Below are 16,060 nucleotides of genomic sequence, written 5' to 3'. Positions count from 1 at the left end.
GAACGCGCGTTCATCCGAGCCATTCTACTGCTCACGCGGCGCCGCCCCCGCGGCGCGGTGGCGGAGGACGTCGTCGACGATACGTCCGGCCCGCGCGTCGAAGGAATGATCCCGTCGGATGCGCTCGGACGCGGCCGCGAGCCCCTCCGCATCCGGGAACAGATCGGCGGGGTCGCGTGCCAGCAGCTCGAGCAGTTCCTCGTCCGTTCGGAACACGGGCACGGCGTCACCGAACACGCGGTCGATACCGTCGACGTCCTCGCTGATCACCCGCCCGCCGGCGGCCACGACGTCGAACGGCCGCATGGCGATGAACCCTTCTTGCCGCATCGCCGGCCATTGGTCGTTGAGGACGATGGAGGCCGTCTCATAGCGCTCGCTGAGCCGGTCGTTCGGAAGGTTCTCCGCCGCGATGGCCGAGGCGGGGATGTAGGTGCGCCAATCCGGTCCGTAGACGCGCACCGGGATGCCCGCCGCCAGTGGCACGACGACGCTGGGCCGAGCGATTCCTCGCGCGGTGCCGACGAAGACGATCTCGTCGGTGCGCGCCAGGCCACGCGGGTAGAACTGATCGGCGTCGGTGCACTCCAGCAGCGGCGAGACGGTGATGTTCCACCGCTCGGAGGCCGCTGCACTCCACAGATCGGATGCCGCGTAGACGATGTCGAAGTCGTCCACCTCGGCTCGCGTGATCTGGTCGGGGTGGCTGATGATCCACTCGACGCGGGTACCCGTCGTCGGGGGAGAGATGCGGTACGGACCTCGCACCACCAGCGTCACGTCGTCGAGGGCAGACGTCCACCGGTCCCGGGCATCGAAGCTGTCCACGGCCACGAAGTGTCCGCGTCGTCTGAGGGCCTTGGCGAGTCCGTCGGCGAAGTGCGTGTCGCCCCAGACGGCGCCGAGGGGACCGGGCGGTGCGCAGATCTTGATGGCCCACCGCAAGGCCGCCGGCTCCGGGCGTCGCCACTCGAGCTCGGGCAGCGGTGCGGCGGACGGCGTGAGCGCAGGGCGCCAGGCCGTCACCCGGAAGCCCGCTGCACGGAGGATCTCTTCGGCGCGACGGCGCTCGTCGGAGAAGGACGCCGCGGCGGGTTCCTCCGTCCGGAACGCGGTGTGGCGCGCGTACGACGTGCTCCGGATGCCCGCGTCGATCTGGCAGACGAAGCCGGGAACTCGAGCACGCAGGGCGGCGCTGAGGGCAGGCACGGCCGCTCCCGCCGAGACACCGTCGAACCCGCCGATCGCGGACCAATCCTCACGAGCCATCGCGAACGTGGGACCGGCCAGAAGGGGCACTTCGATGCGCGACGTCCCGAGGAGATCGAGGTCTTCGCGGGGATGGCCGCTGAGAATCGCGTAGGGCACGGTCCCGCCGGTGCCGGCCGCGCCGAAGGCCGCGACGGTTCCGTCGGGCGCGATCTCCACGGGTGCGACCGCCCGGCCCGGCACGACGCCTTCCCGCAGTGCGCGGATCTCGGCCGTGGTGAGGTCCGATCGCGGGCCGACGATCGTGATCGTGCCCGATCCGCGTCGGGGCGCGGCGTCGGCGCTGCGGACGGCATCCCGATAGGACGCGGCGCGCGGAACGATCACTCGCCGCAACGACGGGAACAGCCGTGCGGCGACGTCGAGCCCGATCCACTGACCGGCTTCGCATCCGACCGCGACGACGACCACGTCATCCGTGTGGGCCAGGGGGGTGACCTCGAGGACGCGACGGGGGTAATCGCGATCCCGCCGCTGGAGGATCCGAACGACCAGGTCGGCTCGATCTGCGTCCCCGGCGGGTGCGCGCGTCCCCCGTCGCCACTCTTGCGCGGCCTCCATCGCCCAGGCGCGCAGCTGCATCACCGGCACGGACCGCGACCGTTCGCCGATCCGAACCTCGACGATCGCGCTCTCCCGGCGCGCCCAGACGTCGTCCAGTGGCGCAACGCCCTCGGCCCGGTGGGCGTCGGCCGGCGCGTCCCACCAGGGATGGACGGACACCGTGCGTCGATCGCTCACGAGGTAGGCGTAGAGCGCGGGGACCCGATCGGGCTCGGGCAGCGCCCGCCCGGCGACGAGCTCGTCGAACAGCGGATTCAGGCTGAGGCCGGATCTGAATCCGCGCGTGACGTAGTCCACGATCGCCCGCGCGTCACCGGCACGGCGCCATCCGCGCTGTGCGGCGTAATACTGCGCGTCCACCAGGCCGGAGCGGCGGATGACCCGCCACCACAGCAGACGGTCCGCGGCCCTGACGAGCGCGCCGGCCACCGGAGCGCCCCTGACGCGACGCCAGGCGGCGCGCAGACGCGATCGGGAAGCGGTCATCACGAGTCGCCTCGGCCGCCCAGACGTCGTCGCAGACGCCGCAGACGCGAAGCGATGGGCTGATGAGAATCGATGTCAGCACGGATCTGCTCCCGGAGGCGGTCGGCCGACGCATCGACGTGGTCCGCCAGCCGCCTCTCCATCCCCGCCAGGTACAGCGGAAGGCCCATTCCGTTGGCGGACGTCCAGGCGGCGAGCTCGCGATCGCGCACGAGGGCGTCGTCTTCGGCGTGTCGATCCTCGAGGGCGAACATGCTGTTGGACGCCACTCCGGTGGCGGAAGGGCGTTGGGTCCATATCGCGAGGGGAGCACCGGGGATGAACCCCACCGAGTGTCGAGCGAGCACCCGCAGCAGGAACTCCCAGTCCTCGACGGTGCCCAGTCGCTCGTCGTAACCGCCGACCTCGTCGTGGACCCGACGTCGGTAGAGCAACGAGATCGGGACGACGCGATTGCGATCGAGCATGTCGGTCAAGGAGACGCGGGTCATCCCTTCCCAGAACGGCACCCGCGAGGCCTCGACCCATACGCCGCCGACGTTCTGCTCGTAGGCGATCGCGGTGGCGACGGCGACGCCCACGTCCTCCGGGTGTGCGTCGAGCCAGGCGACCGTGCGCTCCAGGAAGCGCGGGTCCCACAGGTCGTCGTCGTCGTGGAGGACGACGAACTCGCTCCCGTCGGCCGCCGCGACGCCGGTGTTCGCGGCGACGCACCGCCCGCCCGGTGCGGCGGTGTCGATCAGTCGGGAATCGACGCCGGCGGAGGACACGATCTGCGCGGCCACGGCGCGGTCGCCGCCGTCATTGACGACGACGATGCCGACGTCACGGAAGGTCTGTGCCGAGATGTCAGCGAGAGACCTCGTCAAGAACTCCGGTCGGTTCTTCGTCCGCACGATCACGGTGACACGAGGAGGCATGACTTACACCCTAGAACCGCGCGCGTCCTCGCGCGTCCTCACAGGTCGGCGTGCAGCTGCCAGACCCGCTCGGCCGCGCTGAGCCAGGAGAAGGCGCGTCCGCGGTCGGCGGCGAGCACGGCCTGCCGCTCGACGACGGCCGTCGACGACAGCAGGCCCGCGAGCGCGTCCGCGAAAGCGCCGTCCTCGTCCGCCGGCACCAGCACGCCGCCGTCCCACACGATCTCGCGGTGCGTCGGCGAGTCCGCGGCGATGACGGGCACGCCGACGGCGAGCGCCTCGACGACCCGCCACGGGAAGCCCGCGAGCCGGCTCGGCGCCAGCAGCGCGACGGCGCCCCCGAGGACGGCCGCACGATCGGCATCCTCGAGCGTCCCCCGCAGGTGCACGCGGCCCTCCGCCAGACCGGATGCCGCGGCCTGCTCGGCGAGCGCGGGCTCCTCCCCCTCGGGGGCGTCGAGGACGACGACGGGCAGGTCGGCTCCCGAGGTCGCGATCGCCGTGAAGGCGTCGGAGAGACCCGCGGATGCCGCCGCGGAACCGGACATGACGAGGCACCCGTCCGGGATGTCGAGCGCGCGGCGTCGACCCACCTCGTCGGTGGGGACGGCGAAGCGCGCGGGTGCGGCGCCGGCGATGACGCGGAGGCGGTCGCCCAGGGGGGCGATCTCCGAGAGCCTCTCCGCCATCGCATGGGTGGGCACCACGACGGCGTCGGCATGCTTGACGGCGCGCTTGAGCATCGCCCGATGCCACGCGACGGCGGGACGCGACATCTCCGCGGCGCGCTCCCACGCGGCGAGGTCCCACATCGTGACGACCGTCTGATCGTTCTCGTGCACCCGATCGTGCTTCACCAGGGGCGCGAGGGAGGTGGGCGAGTGGATCATCCCTCCCCCGATGCCCGGTGCGATCCCGAGCTGCCACGAGGCGGCGAGCTCACGGCGCGGCAGCGAGGCGCGCGTGACATCGACGAGGCCGGGAACGGCGGCCTCCAGCGCGGCGGACGCGTCGGGCACCGACGGCACGATCGCGGCGACGTCGCACCCCGACGGCGCGGTCGTCACGAGGGCGCGGGCGATCTCGCGGGTGGCGATCGCGAGATCGGCGTCGGTCGCGGCGACGATCTGATCCAACACCAGGCGGAGGGTGGCGGTCATGACCTCAGCCCTCCGGCGTCGGCGTGGGCGAGGGCGGGTAGAGCGCCTGCTGGATGAGGTCGCGCACGTGCGCGTACTCGTCGGCCGTCGGCTCGTCCGTGTCGATGCCGGCGCCCTCGGGCGTCAGCTCGAGCGTCTGCACGGGCTGCTCCTTCGCCTTGACGCCGAGCTGCACCAGATACCCCAGCATCGAGTCGGGGATGTCGGTCTTCACGAGGTCCTCGCCCGCCGCGGCGACCGCCTGGAAGCGGCTGAGGACGTTCGCGGGGTTCGCCTGCGCCAGGATCGCCTGCTGCAGCTCCCGCTGACGGCGCATGCGGTCCCAGTCGCTCGTGGTGTACCGCGACCGCGCGTACCACTGCGCCGTGTCGCCGTCCATGTGCTGGGCTCCGGCCTCGATCCAGCCGATCGCCCAGTCCTCCGCCGGCTCCCCCTCGTAGGTGGGACCGCCGCCCTTGGGCAGCCGCTCCTGGACGGTGATGTCCACGCCGCCGAGTGCGTCGACGATGTCGGCGAACCCCTTCATGTCGACGAACACGTAATACGGGATCTGGATGCCGAGGATGCCCTCCGCGGCATCCTTCGTCGCCTCGATGGCGGGGGTGGAGCTCTGCGCGGCGGCGTCGGGGTAGATCTCCGCGCCTCCGTCGGGCTGGCAGATCTCGACGGCGTTCATGAGCTGGTTGATGCCCGGGCCCCAGCCGCACGTCTGCGAGGGGTGGCCCTCGAACCCGTCGGGATAGCGGTCGTGCATGGGTCCGTCGGCGAACGGCGCATAGGCGAGGTCGCGCGGGATGCCGGTGATGTGCACGGCGCCGGTCTCGGCGTTGACCGAGACCACCGAGATGCTGTCGAATCGCATCGAATCGCGCCCCAGGCCGCTGTCGGCGCCGAGGAGCAGGAAGTTGTAGTACCCGTCGGCGGGCGGCACCGGCGGGGCGTTGTTCGTGAAGATCGCCGCGATCGCCTCGCGAGCCGGAGCCAGCAGCTGCTGCGCGGCGTACACGGCGCCGCCGCTGCCGACGACGAGGCTGAGGATCGCGAGCGCCGCGACGATCGGCCGCGAGCCGCGGCGGACGTTCACCAGCCGGATCAGCCGGAGCGTGTCGATCGTGAGCACGACCCACAGCACGGCGTACGCCAGGAGCACGAGCTGGACGACGAGCAGCGCGAACCCGTTCGTGCCGATCGTGAAGAGCAGCGACGGCCAGATCAGCGCGGCGACGCCGGCGAGCACGACGACCACCCACATGAGCAGGGTCGCCGTCAGGCCCACCCGCCCGAGGCGACGGCTGCCGGCGAGGGCCTGAGCCGAGCCGGGCAGGAGGAAGTTGAGGGCCAGGAGCCACCAGGCGCGCCGCGTCATCACCTGCGGCGAGCGGGTGTCGGGACGACGCATCGGCTGCTCGCCGACGATCACGCCTCCCCCGGCACCGCCTCCCGCGCCACGGGGCGGACGCGGCGGGGCGGCGATGCTCACAGCGATTCCTTCAGACGCAGGTTCTTCTCCTCGACCTGCTCCTCGAGGGTCCGCGCGTACTGCTCGACACGGTCGGCCAGTCGCGGGTCGGACGAGCCGAGGATGCGGGCCGCGAGCAGTCCGGCGTTCTTGGCGCCGTTGATGGACACGGTCGCCACCGGGATGCCCGCGGGCATCTGCACGATGCTGAGCAGGGAGTCCAGCCCGTCGAGCGTCGCGAGCTGCACCGGCACACCGATGACGGGGAGCGAGGTGACCGACGCCAGCATGCCGGGCAGGTGCGCCGCGCCGCCGGCACCGGCGATGATCACGCGGAGGCCGCGGCCGCGGGCCTCACGGCCGTAGCGCAGGAGCTTGTCGGGCGTGCGGTGGGCCGAGACCACCTCGACCTCGTGCGGGATCGTGAACTCGCTGAGCACCTGCGAGGCGTCGCTCATGACCCGCCAGTCGGAGTCCGACCCCATGACCACGCCGACGAGAGGGGATGCCGAGGAATGCAGGGGTCTTGTCACCCGACAAGGCTATGGCGGCACCCTGGAAGAACCCCGGAACGCCACGCTCGAGAGCCGTCGGTGACGAGCGTCGGAGTCATGCCCTCATGCCCGTCTACATCACCCGCGAGCACGCCCATGCCCACCGATGGTCCGACGTTCGTCACGCAGCAACCGCCGACCCACCCCCACGATCGGACGCGGGCCGGAGGGCGGAGGGGCGCGTCAGTCGGCGAAGAAGGCCGCCGCCGCGCGGGCCTCGTACACCACGGTGTCCAGATCGTCGCCGACGGCGTTGACGTGCCCGACCTTGCGCCCGGGGCGGGGCGCCTTGCCGTAGGTGTGCACCTTGACGGCGGGATGGGCCTCGAGCACCGCCGGGAATCGACTCTCGAGCGTGTCGTGCTGCGGACCTCCGAGGATGTTCACCATGACCGCCCACGGCTGCCGCGGGGACACGTCGCCCAGCGGAAGGTCGAGGACCGCGCGCACGTGCTGCTCGAACTGTCCGGTGACGGCGCCGTCCTGGCTCCAGTGGCCGCTGTTGTGCGGGCGCATCGCGAGCTCGTTGACCAGCAGCCGCTCGTCGGTCGTCTCGAACAACTCGACGGCGAGCATGCCCGTCACGCCGAGACCCTCCGCGATCGCGGTTCCGATCTCGGCCGCGACCTCGGCCAGACGCGCGCCGCCGCGCGGGGCGGGCGCGATCACCTCGGCGCACACGCCGTCGCGCTGCACGGTCTCGACCACGGGGTAGGCGAGCAGCGCACCGGACGGTCGTCGCGCCACCTGCTGGGCGAGCTCGCGGGAGAAGTCCACGAGCTCCTCCGCCAGCAGCGCGCCGCCGTCGAACCAGTCCGCGACCTCCGCCGGGTCGCTGACGACGCGCACGCCCTTGCCGTCGTAGCCGCCCCGGGGCGTCTTGACGACGGCGCGGCCGCCGTGGGCGTCGAGGAACGCCCGCAGCGCCTCGGCATCGGCCACGGCCGCCCAATCGGGCTGCGGCATCCCGAGCTCGTCGAGGCGGGCACGCATCGCGAGCTTGTCCTGCGCGAACTGCAGCGCGTCGGGCCCGGGGTGCACGCGCACGCCGTCGTCCACGAGCGCGCGCAGCACCTCCTGGGGCACGTGCTCGTGATCGAAGGTGAGCACGTCCACGTCGCGCGCGAACGCCCGCACGGTCTCGAGGTCGCGGTAGTCGCCGGTCGCGGTCGCGGCGATCGCGGCGGCCATCCCGGGCTCCTCGGCGAGCACCCGCACCTGCACGCCCAGCTCGACGGCCGGCGCGATCATCATCCGCGCCAGCTGACCGCCGCCGACGATTCCGAGGGTGAGTGCCATGGTGCTCCCTTTCGTCCGCTCCATCTTCTCAGGTCGACGAGAGGGCGCTCCGCCACCGCGGCCGCGCCGTCCGCCGGCCGGGCCGCACGGGGCTACGGAAGCGGGGGCGGGTCCGGGATGACCGTGGTCGCGGCGTCCCACCGGGCGTCGCGATGGGCCAGGATCTGGCTCACCTCGACCTGGTCGGACAGCGCCTCGTGCAGGAGGCGGACCGCGGGGACGTTCACGAGCCGGAGGGGCTCGTCGACGCCGTTGGAGAGCACGAGCGTTCCGGCGCCCCACAGCCGCTGCAGCGGACCGCGGCGCTCCGCGATCGTGTAGCCGCGCGCGTGCAGGAGCTCACGGCGGCGCTGGCCGAAGGTCCCGGACTGCTCGACGACGCGCCGCGTCGTGACCGTGTAGGTGTGCGACAGCCACCGCAGGTACGGGAGGACGACCAGCAGGAGGACGACGGCGCCCGCCGTCGCCCACAGCATCCAGTCCTCGAACGGAGCGGGGAGATTGCCCGTGAAGTAGCCGGCGGCTCCGGCGGCGACGATGAGGACGAGCGCCGACCAGAACAGCCGGCGCGCGTGTCCGCGCACGCGCGCGATGCGGCGCTCGGGTGTCGGCGCGCCCGGCGCGGGCGTGGCGGGTCGCCCGGGGTACGCGGTCGGCGAGGTCACGCTCTCATTGTGCCGGTCACCGCGCCGAAACGGGGCGTGACCGGGCCGAGGTCCGCGATTCGCCCGCCGCCGACGCGATCAGCGCACGTGCACGACGTCACCGGCGCCCACGACGCTCTCCGGGCCGTCGTCGGTCGCGACGACGAGCCGACCGTCGGCGTCCAGCCGCGCGGCCGTGCCTTCGATGACCCCGCCGTCGGGCAGCGAGACGGTCACCCGCGTGCCGAGCGTGCCGCAGCGCGCGACGACGTCGGAGGCCACCGCGGCTCCCCCGCCGACGGCCAGGCGGGCGATGCGGTCGCGGAGCGCGTCGAGGAACGCCGCGACGAGCCGGTCCTCGTCGGCGACGGCCCGCAGGGCGGCGAACGAGGTCGCCGTGGGCACGGGCAGCTCCGCCTCGGACATCGTCGTGTTCACACCGGCGCCGACGACGACCGTGTGCGGATCCGAGGGAACGACCTCGACGAGGATGCCGCAGATCTTGCGCCCGTCGACGAGCACGTCGTTCGGCCACTTCACCGCGACGTCGTGGGCGGGCAGCTGGGCGGCGACCGCGTCGACCATGGCGGCGCCCGCGACGAGCGGGATCCAACCCCGGTCGTGCACGGCGACGGCGCCGACGCGCAGCAGCACCGACACCGCAAGAGCCGATCCGGGGGGCGTCACCCAGGTGCGGCTGAGCCGGCCGCGGCCGGCGCGCTGGTCGCGGGTGAGCAGCACCGACAGGTGCGGATGCCCGTCCGGATCGTCCTCGGCATCGCGGACGAGCTTGGCGTTGGTGGAGTCGACGGTGTCGATGACGTGAACGCGGGGCGAGACAGCGGCCGTCAGGGGATAGCCCTCGGTGGGAATCGACATAGCGTCACCCTACGCCGCACCCGCGAGGCCGGACGGCGCGTCGTTCCGCGGCATCCCACAATCGAATCGCCGTCTCGTTGTGAGCGTCCCCCAACCGACGCACGGGGGCGGTCGCTAGGGTGGGAGGCGTGCCAGAGCAGCCAGACGAAACCGTGCAGCCAGACCACTCCGCGCAGCCCGACCTGTCGACGACGGCCGGCAAGATCGCCGACCTCCGCGCCCGCTACCAGGCGGCCGTCGTGGATGCCGAGGCCACCGCGCGCGACAAGCAGCACGCGAAGGGCAAGCTCACGGCGCGCGAGCGCATCGAGATGCTCGTGGACCCCGGGACCTTCGTCGAGTTCGACGAGTACGTGCGTCACCGCACGACGGCCTTCGGCATGGACCGCTCCCGCCCGTACGGCGACTCGGTGGTGACCGGCGTCGGCACGATCCACGGCCGCACGGTCGCCGTCTACGCGCAGGACTTCACGACCTTCGGCGGGTCGCTCGGCGAGGTGGCCGGCGACAAGATCATCAAGATCATGGAGTTCGCGCTGCGCGGCGGCATGCCCATCATCGGCATCCTCGACTCCGGCGGCGCCCGCATCCAGGAGGGCGTGGTCGCCCTCGGCAAGTACGGCGAGATCTTCCGCCTGAACACGGCGGCCTCCGGCGTCATCCCGCAGATCTCGATCATCATGGGCCCGGCGGCCGGCGGCGCGGTGTACTCTCCCGCGCTCACCGACTTCGTCGTCATGGTCGACAAGACCAGCCAGATGTTCGTGACGGGTCCCGACGTGATCAAGACGGTCACCGGCGAGGACGTCGGCATGGAGGAGCTCGGCGGCGCCTACACGCACAACACCCGCTCCGGCGTGGCGCACTACCTGGCCGAGGACGAGGACGACGCGATCGACTACGTCCGCTCGATGGTCGGCTTCCTGCCCGACAACAACATGGCCGAGATCCCCGTCTACGAGAACGAGTTCGAGTGGGAGACCACCGACGCCGACCGGACGCTCAACACGGTCGTGCCCGACTCCCCCAACCAGCCGTACGACATCCACCAGGTGATCTCCCACATCGTGGATGCCGGGGACTTCCTCGAGGTGCAGCCGCTGTTCGCGCCGAACATCGTCATCGGCCTCGGCCGTGTCGAGGGCCGCACCGTCGGCATCATCGCCAACCAGCCGTCGCAGATGGCCGGCACCCTGAACATCGAGGCGGGCGAGAAGGCGAGCCGGTTCGTCCGCTTCTGCGACGCGTTCTCCATCCCGATCCTCACCCTCGTCGACGTCCCGGGCTACCTGCCCGGCACCGACCAGGAGTGGACCGGCGTCATCCGCCGCGGCGCCAAGCTGCTGTACGCGTACGCCGAGGCGACCGTCCCGCTCGTCACGGTCATCCTGCGCAAGGCCTACGGCGGCGCCTACATCGTGATGGGCTCCAAGCAACTGGGCGCCGACGTCAACCTCGCCTGGCCGACCGCCGAGATCGCCGTCATGGGCGGCCAGGGCGCCGTCAACATCCTCTACCGCGGCGAGATCCGCAAGGCGGAGGAAGCCGGCGAAGACGTCGCGGCGGTGCGTCAGCGCCTCGCGAACGAGTACACCTACAACGTCGCGTCGCCGTTCCTGGCCGCCGAGCGCGGCGAGCTCGACGGCATCATCGAGCCCGCCCAGACCCGCGTCGCGGTCGCCAAGGCACTGCGGTCGCTGCGCGGGAAGCGGGCCAGCCTGCCCGCGAAGAAGCACGGTAACATCCCGCTATGACCGCGTCCGCCACGCCGCCGAGCGCGGCCGCCGCCGGTGCGGATGCCGTGCGCATCGATGTCCGCCGCGGCGACCCCACCCCGGAGGAGCTGGCCGCCGTGCTCGCGGTGGTCACCGAGGCCTACGAGCGCGAGGCCGCCGACGCCGTCGCCGACGAGACCCCGCGGCGATCGGCCTGGGAGCTCTCGGCCCGGAACCTGCGCGCGCCCCTGCGGCGCGAGACCGGCTGGGGACGCTTCGCGGGCTGACCCGCTGTCTTTGTCCCCCAAAATACCTACAGACACAGCTTCTCGGAGCCGGAAGAATCGATATCGCTGGAACGCTTCTGCGTTCGGTCGGTTCCGCTTGATGAGCGGATCGGCCCTTCGCGAGTCGGTTTTCGGGTAACCACTCGCATGGCGAGGGGCGGGCGGCTTCGCCGCCCCTCGCCTCCTCTTTCTCTCGAGCCGCTTTCTCGGGGCGCCTTTCTCGGGCCGCTGTCTCGGGCCGCCGGCCTCACCCGCGGCGCGGGATCTCGCTCCAGAGGTCCACCTGGTCCTCACCGTCGTCGGACGGGGTCCGCCCCACGACGGTGACGGCGATCTCCTCGTGCGCGGCCGCGCGCACGTAGACGCGTTCCGAGTCGGCATCGGCCAGCACCTCCGCCAGGCGTGCACGGATCACCGCGCGCTCGGCGGGCGACAGCCCGTCCAGTCCGCCCTCGTCCAGCACCGAGACGATGGTCCCGCGCTCCCGGGCGGCGGACAGGGCGGCGCGGACGGCCTCGTCCAGCAGCGCCGACCCGCGAAGCTCGTCGCGCAGCGCCTCCTCCGCGATACGGGCCGCTCGTCGCTCGCCCTCCGTCAGGCGCCCCCGGGTCTCGATCGTCCGGGTGAGCACGGGCCCCGCCAGCGCGAGCGCGCGCTGCACCTGCGTGCGCCGCTCGCGCCGCGTCCCCTCCTGAGCCGCGAGCCATTCGGACGCCGCGCGCTGCAACGCGGTCAGTTCCGCCGTGTCGGATGCCGCGCGGTCGACGAGCCAGGTCAGCAGCTGCGCCACCCCCACCCACAGCACAGCGCCCACGACGCCGAGCGCCAGCGCGTCGACCGGCCCGATCCACAGGGCCGCCTCCGCGGCCAGCAGGAGCACGCCGACCCACGCGACCCACGGACGTCGGCGCACCATGACGATGGCCAGCAGCGCCCCGACCGCCCCCACGCTCCAGGTGCCGATGTCGGTGCGTCGCGCCTCCGTCCCCACGGCGACCCAGCTCGCGTTCGGCACGAGCACTGCCGTCGCCAGCGCCAGCACCGCGGCCCATGCCGGCAGCACCGAGCGGTGTCCGAGGTCGCCGGTGATCGGGTCTCGTCGCGACGGCTTGGATCCGGAGTTCCAGAAGACGCACACCCAGGTGGTCGCGAGGTAGAGCGCCACCGCGACCAGCTGCACCGCGACGTGCGGCGGTGGGCTCGACCACAGCACGGCGCCCGCGGCGAGGTAGGAGGTGAAGGCGATCGCGAGCACCGAGAGCGTGGCGCGCACCCGCAGGTTCATCGCGGGTACTCCCAGTCGAGGGTGACGACGGTTCCGGCGGCGGTGGTCCGGACGCGGGCCCGGCCGCCGACGGCGGCCATCCGCGCGACGATCGATCCGCGGATGCCGAGGCGGTCGTCGGGGATGGCGGCCGGATCGAAGCCCGGTCCGCGATCGACGATCTGCACTCGCACACGAGCGGCATCCGCGCGCAGCGACACCTGCAGCCCGCGCCCGTGGGCGTGGTCGATCGCGTTGCTCACCGCCTGCGTCGCCGCGAGCACGAGCGCCCGGGCCACCCGCCCCGGCAGCACCGGGGCGTCGGCGGCGACCTCCCCCGCGACCGGGGCGGCCCCGTCGAGCTCGGCGACCACGGCGCGGAGGGTCGCGGCGACCGCGGCGGCCGCGACGGGCTCGTCGGGACCCTCGCCGGAGTCCTGGTCGGTGTTGGCGAGACGGGTCAGCGCCTCGCGCGCCATCGCGGCGGCCAGCGCCTCCTCGCGCGGTGTGCCGGCGCGCTCGGCGGCGATGAGGGCGGCCAGCACGCTGTCGTGCATGAGGGCGGCGACGGCCACCCGTTCGGTCTCGGCCGCGTTGGCCGCGGCGGCCTCGGCGTAGGAGGCGACCGCGTCGCTGCGGGCGCCGTCGATCCCCACGGCCACGCTGCGCAGCAACCAGCCGAGCGTGATCACGACGGCGGCCAGGATGGCCGCGAAGACGGCGTCGCGCACGACGTCGACGGTCTGGGCGGCGTCGGCGCCCAGCTGCGTCACGCGCGCGATCGCATAGAGCAGCGGCACGAGGGCCGCCCAGACGATCTGCACGGGCAGCCGGAAGGCGAGGACGGCGGCGGAGGTCGCGACGTTCAGGAGGTACCAGATCCACGGCGCACCCGCCGCCTCCTCGGCACGGCCCTGCGTCACCAGCGGCCAGCACAGCAGCGCGACCGGGAACACGACCGCGAAGACGCCCGCCGCGGTGCGCACCCCCACTCCGGCGACGCACGCCGCGATCATCACCCCGAGCGGGATGAAGACGGCCAGCAGCAGCGGCAGATGGGCGGCCGGAGCCTCCTGACGGGAGGCGAGGGCGTTCAGGAACGACTGCGCCCCCAGCACGGCGCACCCCAGCGCCACCACGACACGGATGATCCGCTCGACCCGCGCCTGCGTGAAACGCTCGGCGCCGGCCGCGATGTCGCCGAGCGGGCGACGCACCGCCGGATCGACGGCGATCGGCGGCACACCGGCCGGTGACGACCCGTCAGTCGCCACCGGCGCCCGCTCCGGCGTGGCCGGGCATGAGGCCGTCTTCCATCGCTCGGCGCAGGAGATCGACCTTCGTGGGTGCGGGACGGCCGACCTCGACGTACTTCACGCGCACCCGGGTGATGTTCTCCTTGGCCGTGGAGTAGGCGATGCCGAGACGGTCGGCGACCGCCTTCAGCGGAAGGCCGGCGGCGTACAGGCGCAGGACGTCGCGCTCGCGCTTGGAGAGCTGGGCGTCGGCGAACGCGCGGTCGCCGTCCACCGCGCTCGCCCACTCCACGTTGTCGAGCGCCTCTCCGCGCGCCACCGTGCGGATCGCCGCGATGACGTCGTCGATGCGGGACGCCTTGCTGATGACGCCGGCGGCGCCGGCGGCGAGCGCCTCGCGCACGGCCCCGGGACGGTCGGCGACGCTGTGGATCAGCACGGGCGATCCGTCGGCGACCAGGCTGGAGACGTTCTCCGTGACGGTCGTCCCGTCACCCAGGGTCAGATCCAGCACGACGATGTCGGCGGGGGCCGCTCCGGATCGCTGCCGCCATTCCAGGTAGGCGCGCACACTGCTGCCGGAGAACACGACGTCCTTGGTCACGGCGCGTGCACACGCGGCCTCGAGCCCGAGCCGCACGGACTCGTGGTCGTCGATGAGAGCCACACGCGTCATGGGGTCAGCCTAACCATGACGCGTGGCGCCGACATCCGCCGAACGGGTGAGTTCCGCGGCGCCGTCGGCTCACTCGGCGCGTTGCAGGACCGCCACCGCTTCGACGTGATGCGAGTGCGGGAACAGGTCGCGCGCCTCGATGCGACGCGGCTCGTAGCCGTGCTCGCGGAAGCTGCCGAGGTCGCGCGCGAGGGCGACCGGATCGCAGGCGACGTACACGACGGATGCCGGGGCCAACGCCGCGATGCCGTCGACGACCGCGCGGCCCGCTCCCGCCCGCGGCGGGTCGAGGAGGATGACGCCGCGGCTCAGCCGCGCGCGCTCGGCGGCGCCGGCGTCGGCGTTCAGCCGGGCGAGGAAGCGGTCGGTCCGCGCCGTCTCGGCGCGCGCACCGACCCAGTCGGCGAGGTTCTCGCCGGCGTGCTCGGTCGCGCGCGGATCGGATTCCACCGAGGTCACCCGGGTGGCGGCGCCGCCGAGCTCGCCGAGGGTGGCGGCGAAGAGCCCGACGCCGCCGTAGAGGTCCAGATGCTGGGCGGTGTCGTCGATGCCGCCCAGCTCTCGCAGCGCCTCGGCCACGACGGCGGTCAGGGTGTGCGCCGCGAGGCGGTGCACCTGCCAGAATCCGCCCGCGTCGACGCGGAAGCGCCGTCCGGCCGCCTCCTCCCAGACCACCTCGGCGGCGGCATCCGCCCGGCCGGGGCCCGCGGAGGCAGACGCTCCGGCGCGGTTGCGGCCGCGACCCCTCCCGCGTCCGGCGCGTTCCGCTTCGGGACGCGGCACGATCCGCACCCGCCCGTCGGCGGGCTGGACGAGGTCCACCCGACCGGGCTGGGCGGTCAGCTCCCGCGCGGCGCGCGCGATCTCCGCCGTCGCCAGCGGCAGGTCGTCGACCGGCACGACGCGGTGGCTGCGCGCCGCGTAGGGTCCGACGCGTCCGTCCGCGTCGACGTGCAGGCTGACCCGGGTGCGCCAGCCGGTCGCATCCTCCGACTCCGCGGCGAGCACCTCGCCGTCCGCACCGTGCAGCGCCGCCGCGCCCGAGACGGCCACCTCGGGACCGGTCAGCCCGCCGAAGCGCTCGAGGGCGTCGCGGAGCACCTGCTGCTTCAACGCGCGCTGGCGCTCGAGGGTGATGTGGCCGAAGTCGGCACCGCCGGGGCGCAGGTCGGGGTCGACGTCCAGGTCGGCCGCCGCCCAGACGTGGGCGCGCCGATCGGGCGAGGCGTCGAGCACCTCGACCGTGGCCGCGCGCCAGAACGACGACTTCGCGGTGTCGGTGAGACGGGCGCGCACCCGTTCGCCCGGGATGGCGTCGGCGACGAACACGACGCGTCCCTCGTGGCGGGCGACGAACACACCGCCGTGCGCCACGTCGGTGATGTCGAGGTCGATGAGGTCGCCGGAGTCCATCCTCCGATGCTGTCACGTCGGCCGAGCGCGCGCCGACCGCCGGTGACGATCGTCGGATTCTTGTCCGTCCTCCGGAGATCGGCCGCGCGTCCGGCTCGCGCGCAGCGGAAACTCCGACGTTCGTCACGCGCGGGACCGGGCGGGCGCCGGCGGGGCGGGGCCGGGCCGGCGGGGGGCGGGTGCCGGCGGGGGCGGGGGCCGTGGTGGGGACCGTA

At 73.1% G+C, this 16,060-nt stretch carries 14 protein-coding genes; 2 read left to right on the top strand and 12 right to left on the bottom strand.

Features of this window, described 5'->3' with window-relative positions:
- Nucleotides 1–24 precede the first annotated feature (24 nt).
- From L0965_RS09955 to L0965_RS09920, 8 genes are all read right to left on the bottom strand, one after another.
- Entirely contained in the window at nt 25–2,319 is a 2,295-nt protein-coding gene (locus L0965_RS09955) for a glycosyltransferase (protein ID WP_157831636.1), read from the bottom strand.
- Nucleotides 2,319–3,239, bottom strand: a complete 921-nt coding sequence (locus L0965_RS09950; protein WP_061782060.1) for a glycosyltransferase family A protein — start codon at nt 3,237–3,239, stop codon at nt 2,319–2,321. Before L0965_RS09950 ends, L0965_RS09955 begins: the two co-directional genes overlap by 1 nt.
- Before the next feature lie 38 nt (nt 3,240–3,277).
- Nucleotides 3,278–4,399 carry a glycosyltransferase gene (locus tag L0965_RS09945; protein ID WP_101306727.1) on the bottom strand — a complete coding sequence of 374 codons (1,122 nt, stop codon included), beginning with the start codon at nt 4,397–4,399 and terminating at the stop codon, nt 3,278–3,280.
- Between the two features lie 4 nt (nt 4,400–4,403).
- Nucleotides 4,404–5,879, bottom strand: a complete 1,476-nt coding sequence (locus tag L0965_RS09940; RefSeq protein ID WP_101306728.1) for an LCP family protein — start codon at nt 5,877–5,879, stop codon at nt 4,404–4,406.
- Nucleotides 5,876–6,343, bottom strand: a complete 468-nt coding sequence (gene purE / locus L0965_RS09935; RefSeq protein ID WP_101306729.1) for a 5-(carboxyamino)imidazole ribonucleotide mutase — start codon at nt 6,341–6,343, stop codon at nt 5,876–5,878. The genes L0965_RS09940 and purE overlap by 4 nt, the downstream gene beginning before the upstream one ends.
- A 252-nt stretch (nt 6,344–6,595) precedes the next feature.
- A complete protein-coding gene (locus L0965_RS09930; protein ID WP_101306730.1) occupies nt 6,596–7,735 on the bottom strand; it encodes a 5-(carboxyamino)imidazole ribonucleotide synthase in 1,140 nt (379 codons plus the stop codon).
- Nucleotides 7,736–7,803: 68 nt separating this feature from the next.
- Entirely contained in the window at nt 7,804–8,376 is a 573-nt protein-coding gene (locus tag L0965_RS09925; RefSeq protein WP_061782057.1) for a PH domain-containing protein, read from the bottom strand.
- Nucleotides 8,377–8,454: 78 nt separating this feature from the next.
- The gene (locus tag L0965_RS09920) at nt 8,455–9,234 is read right to left on the bottom strand and encodes a biotin--[acetyl-CoA-carboxylase] ligase (protein WP_101306731.1); all 780 of its coding nucleotides are present in this window, start codon (nt 9,232–9,234) and stop codon (nt 8,455–8,457) included.
- Nucleotides 9,235–9,386: 152 nt separating this feature from the next.
- Between L0965_RS09920 and L0965_RS09915 the strand changes: the two genes are divergently transcribed.
- Nucleotides 9,387–10,988, top strand: a complete 1,602-nt coding sequence (locus L0965_RS09915) for an acyl-CoA carboxylase subunit beta (protein WP_060960968.1) — start codon at nt 9,387–9,389, stop codon at nt 10,986–10,988.
- Nucleotides 10,985–11,236, top strand: coding sequence for an acyl-CoA carboxylase subunit epsilon (locus tag L0965_RS09910; RefSeq protein ID WP_101306732.1), 252 nt, complete (start codon nt 10,985–10,987; stop codon nt 11,234–11,236). The genes L0965_RS09915 and L0965_RS09910 overlap by 4 nt, the downstream gene beginning before the upstream one ends.
- 247 nt (nt 11,237–11,483) lie before the next feature.
- Here the strand turns inward: L0965_RS09910 and L0965_RS09905 are convergent, their stop codons facing one another.
- From L0965_RS09905 to L0965_RS09890, 4 genes are all read right to left on the bottom strand, one after another.
- Nucleotides 11,484–12,521: a hypothetical protein gene (locus L0965_RS09905; RefSeq protein ID WP_101306733.1), complete on the bottom strand. Its 1,038-nt coding sequence runs from the start codon at nt 12,519–12,521 to the stop codon at nt 11,484–11,486.
- On the bottom strand, nt 12,518–13,774 hold the full coding sequence (locus L0965_RS16770; protein ID WP_232783925.1) for a sensor histidine kinase: 1,257 nt from the start codon (nt 13,772–13,774) through the stop codon (nt 12,518–12,520). The genes L0965_RS09905 and L0965_RS16770 overlap by 4 nt, the downstream gene beginning before the upstream one ends.
- Nucleotides 13,764–14,432: a response regulator transcription factor gene (locus L0965_RS09895; protein WP_060960971.1), complete on the bottom strand. Its 669-nt coding sequence runs from the start codon at nt 14,430–14,432 to the stop codon at nt 13,764–13,766. Before L0965_RS09895 ends, L0965_RS16770 begins: the two co-directional genes overlap by 11 nt.
- 69 nt (nt 14,433–14,501) lie before the next feature.
- The gene (locus tag L0965_RS09890; RefSeq protein ID WP_061782054.1) at nt 14,502–15,845 is read right to left on the bottom strand and encodes a class I SAM-dependent RNA methyltransferase; all 1,344 of its coding nucleotides are present in this window, start codon (nt 15,843–15,845) and stop codon (nt 14,502–14,504) included.
- Nucleotides 15,846–16,060 lie beyond the last annotated feature (215 nt).

Source organism: Microbacterium sp. NFH-22A-Y, assembly GCF_021401375.1.
GTDB classification, from domain to species: Bacteria; Actinomycetota; Actinomycetes; order Actinomycetales; family Microbacteriaceae; genus Microbacterium; species Microbacterium hominis.
This window is presented reverse-complemented; position numbering and strand designations above follow the sequence as displayed.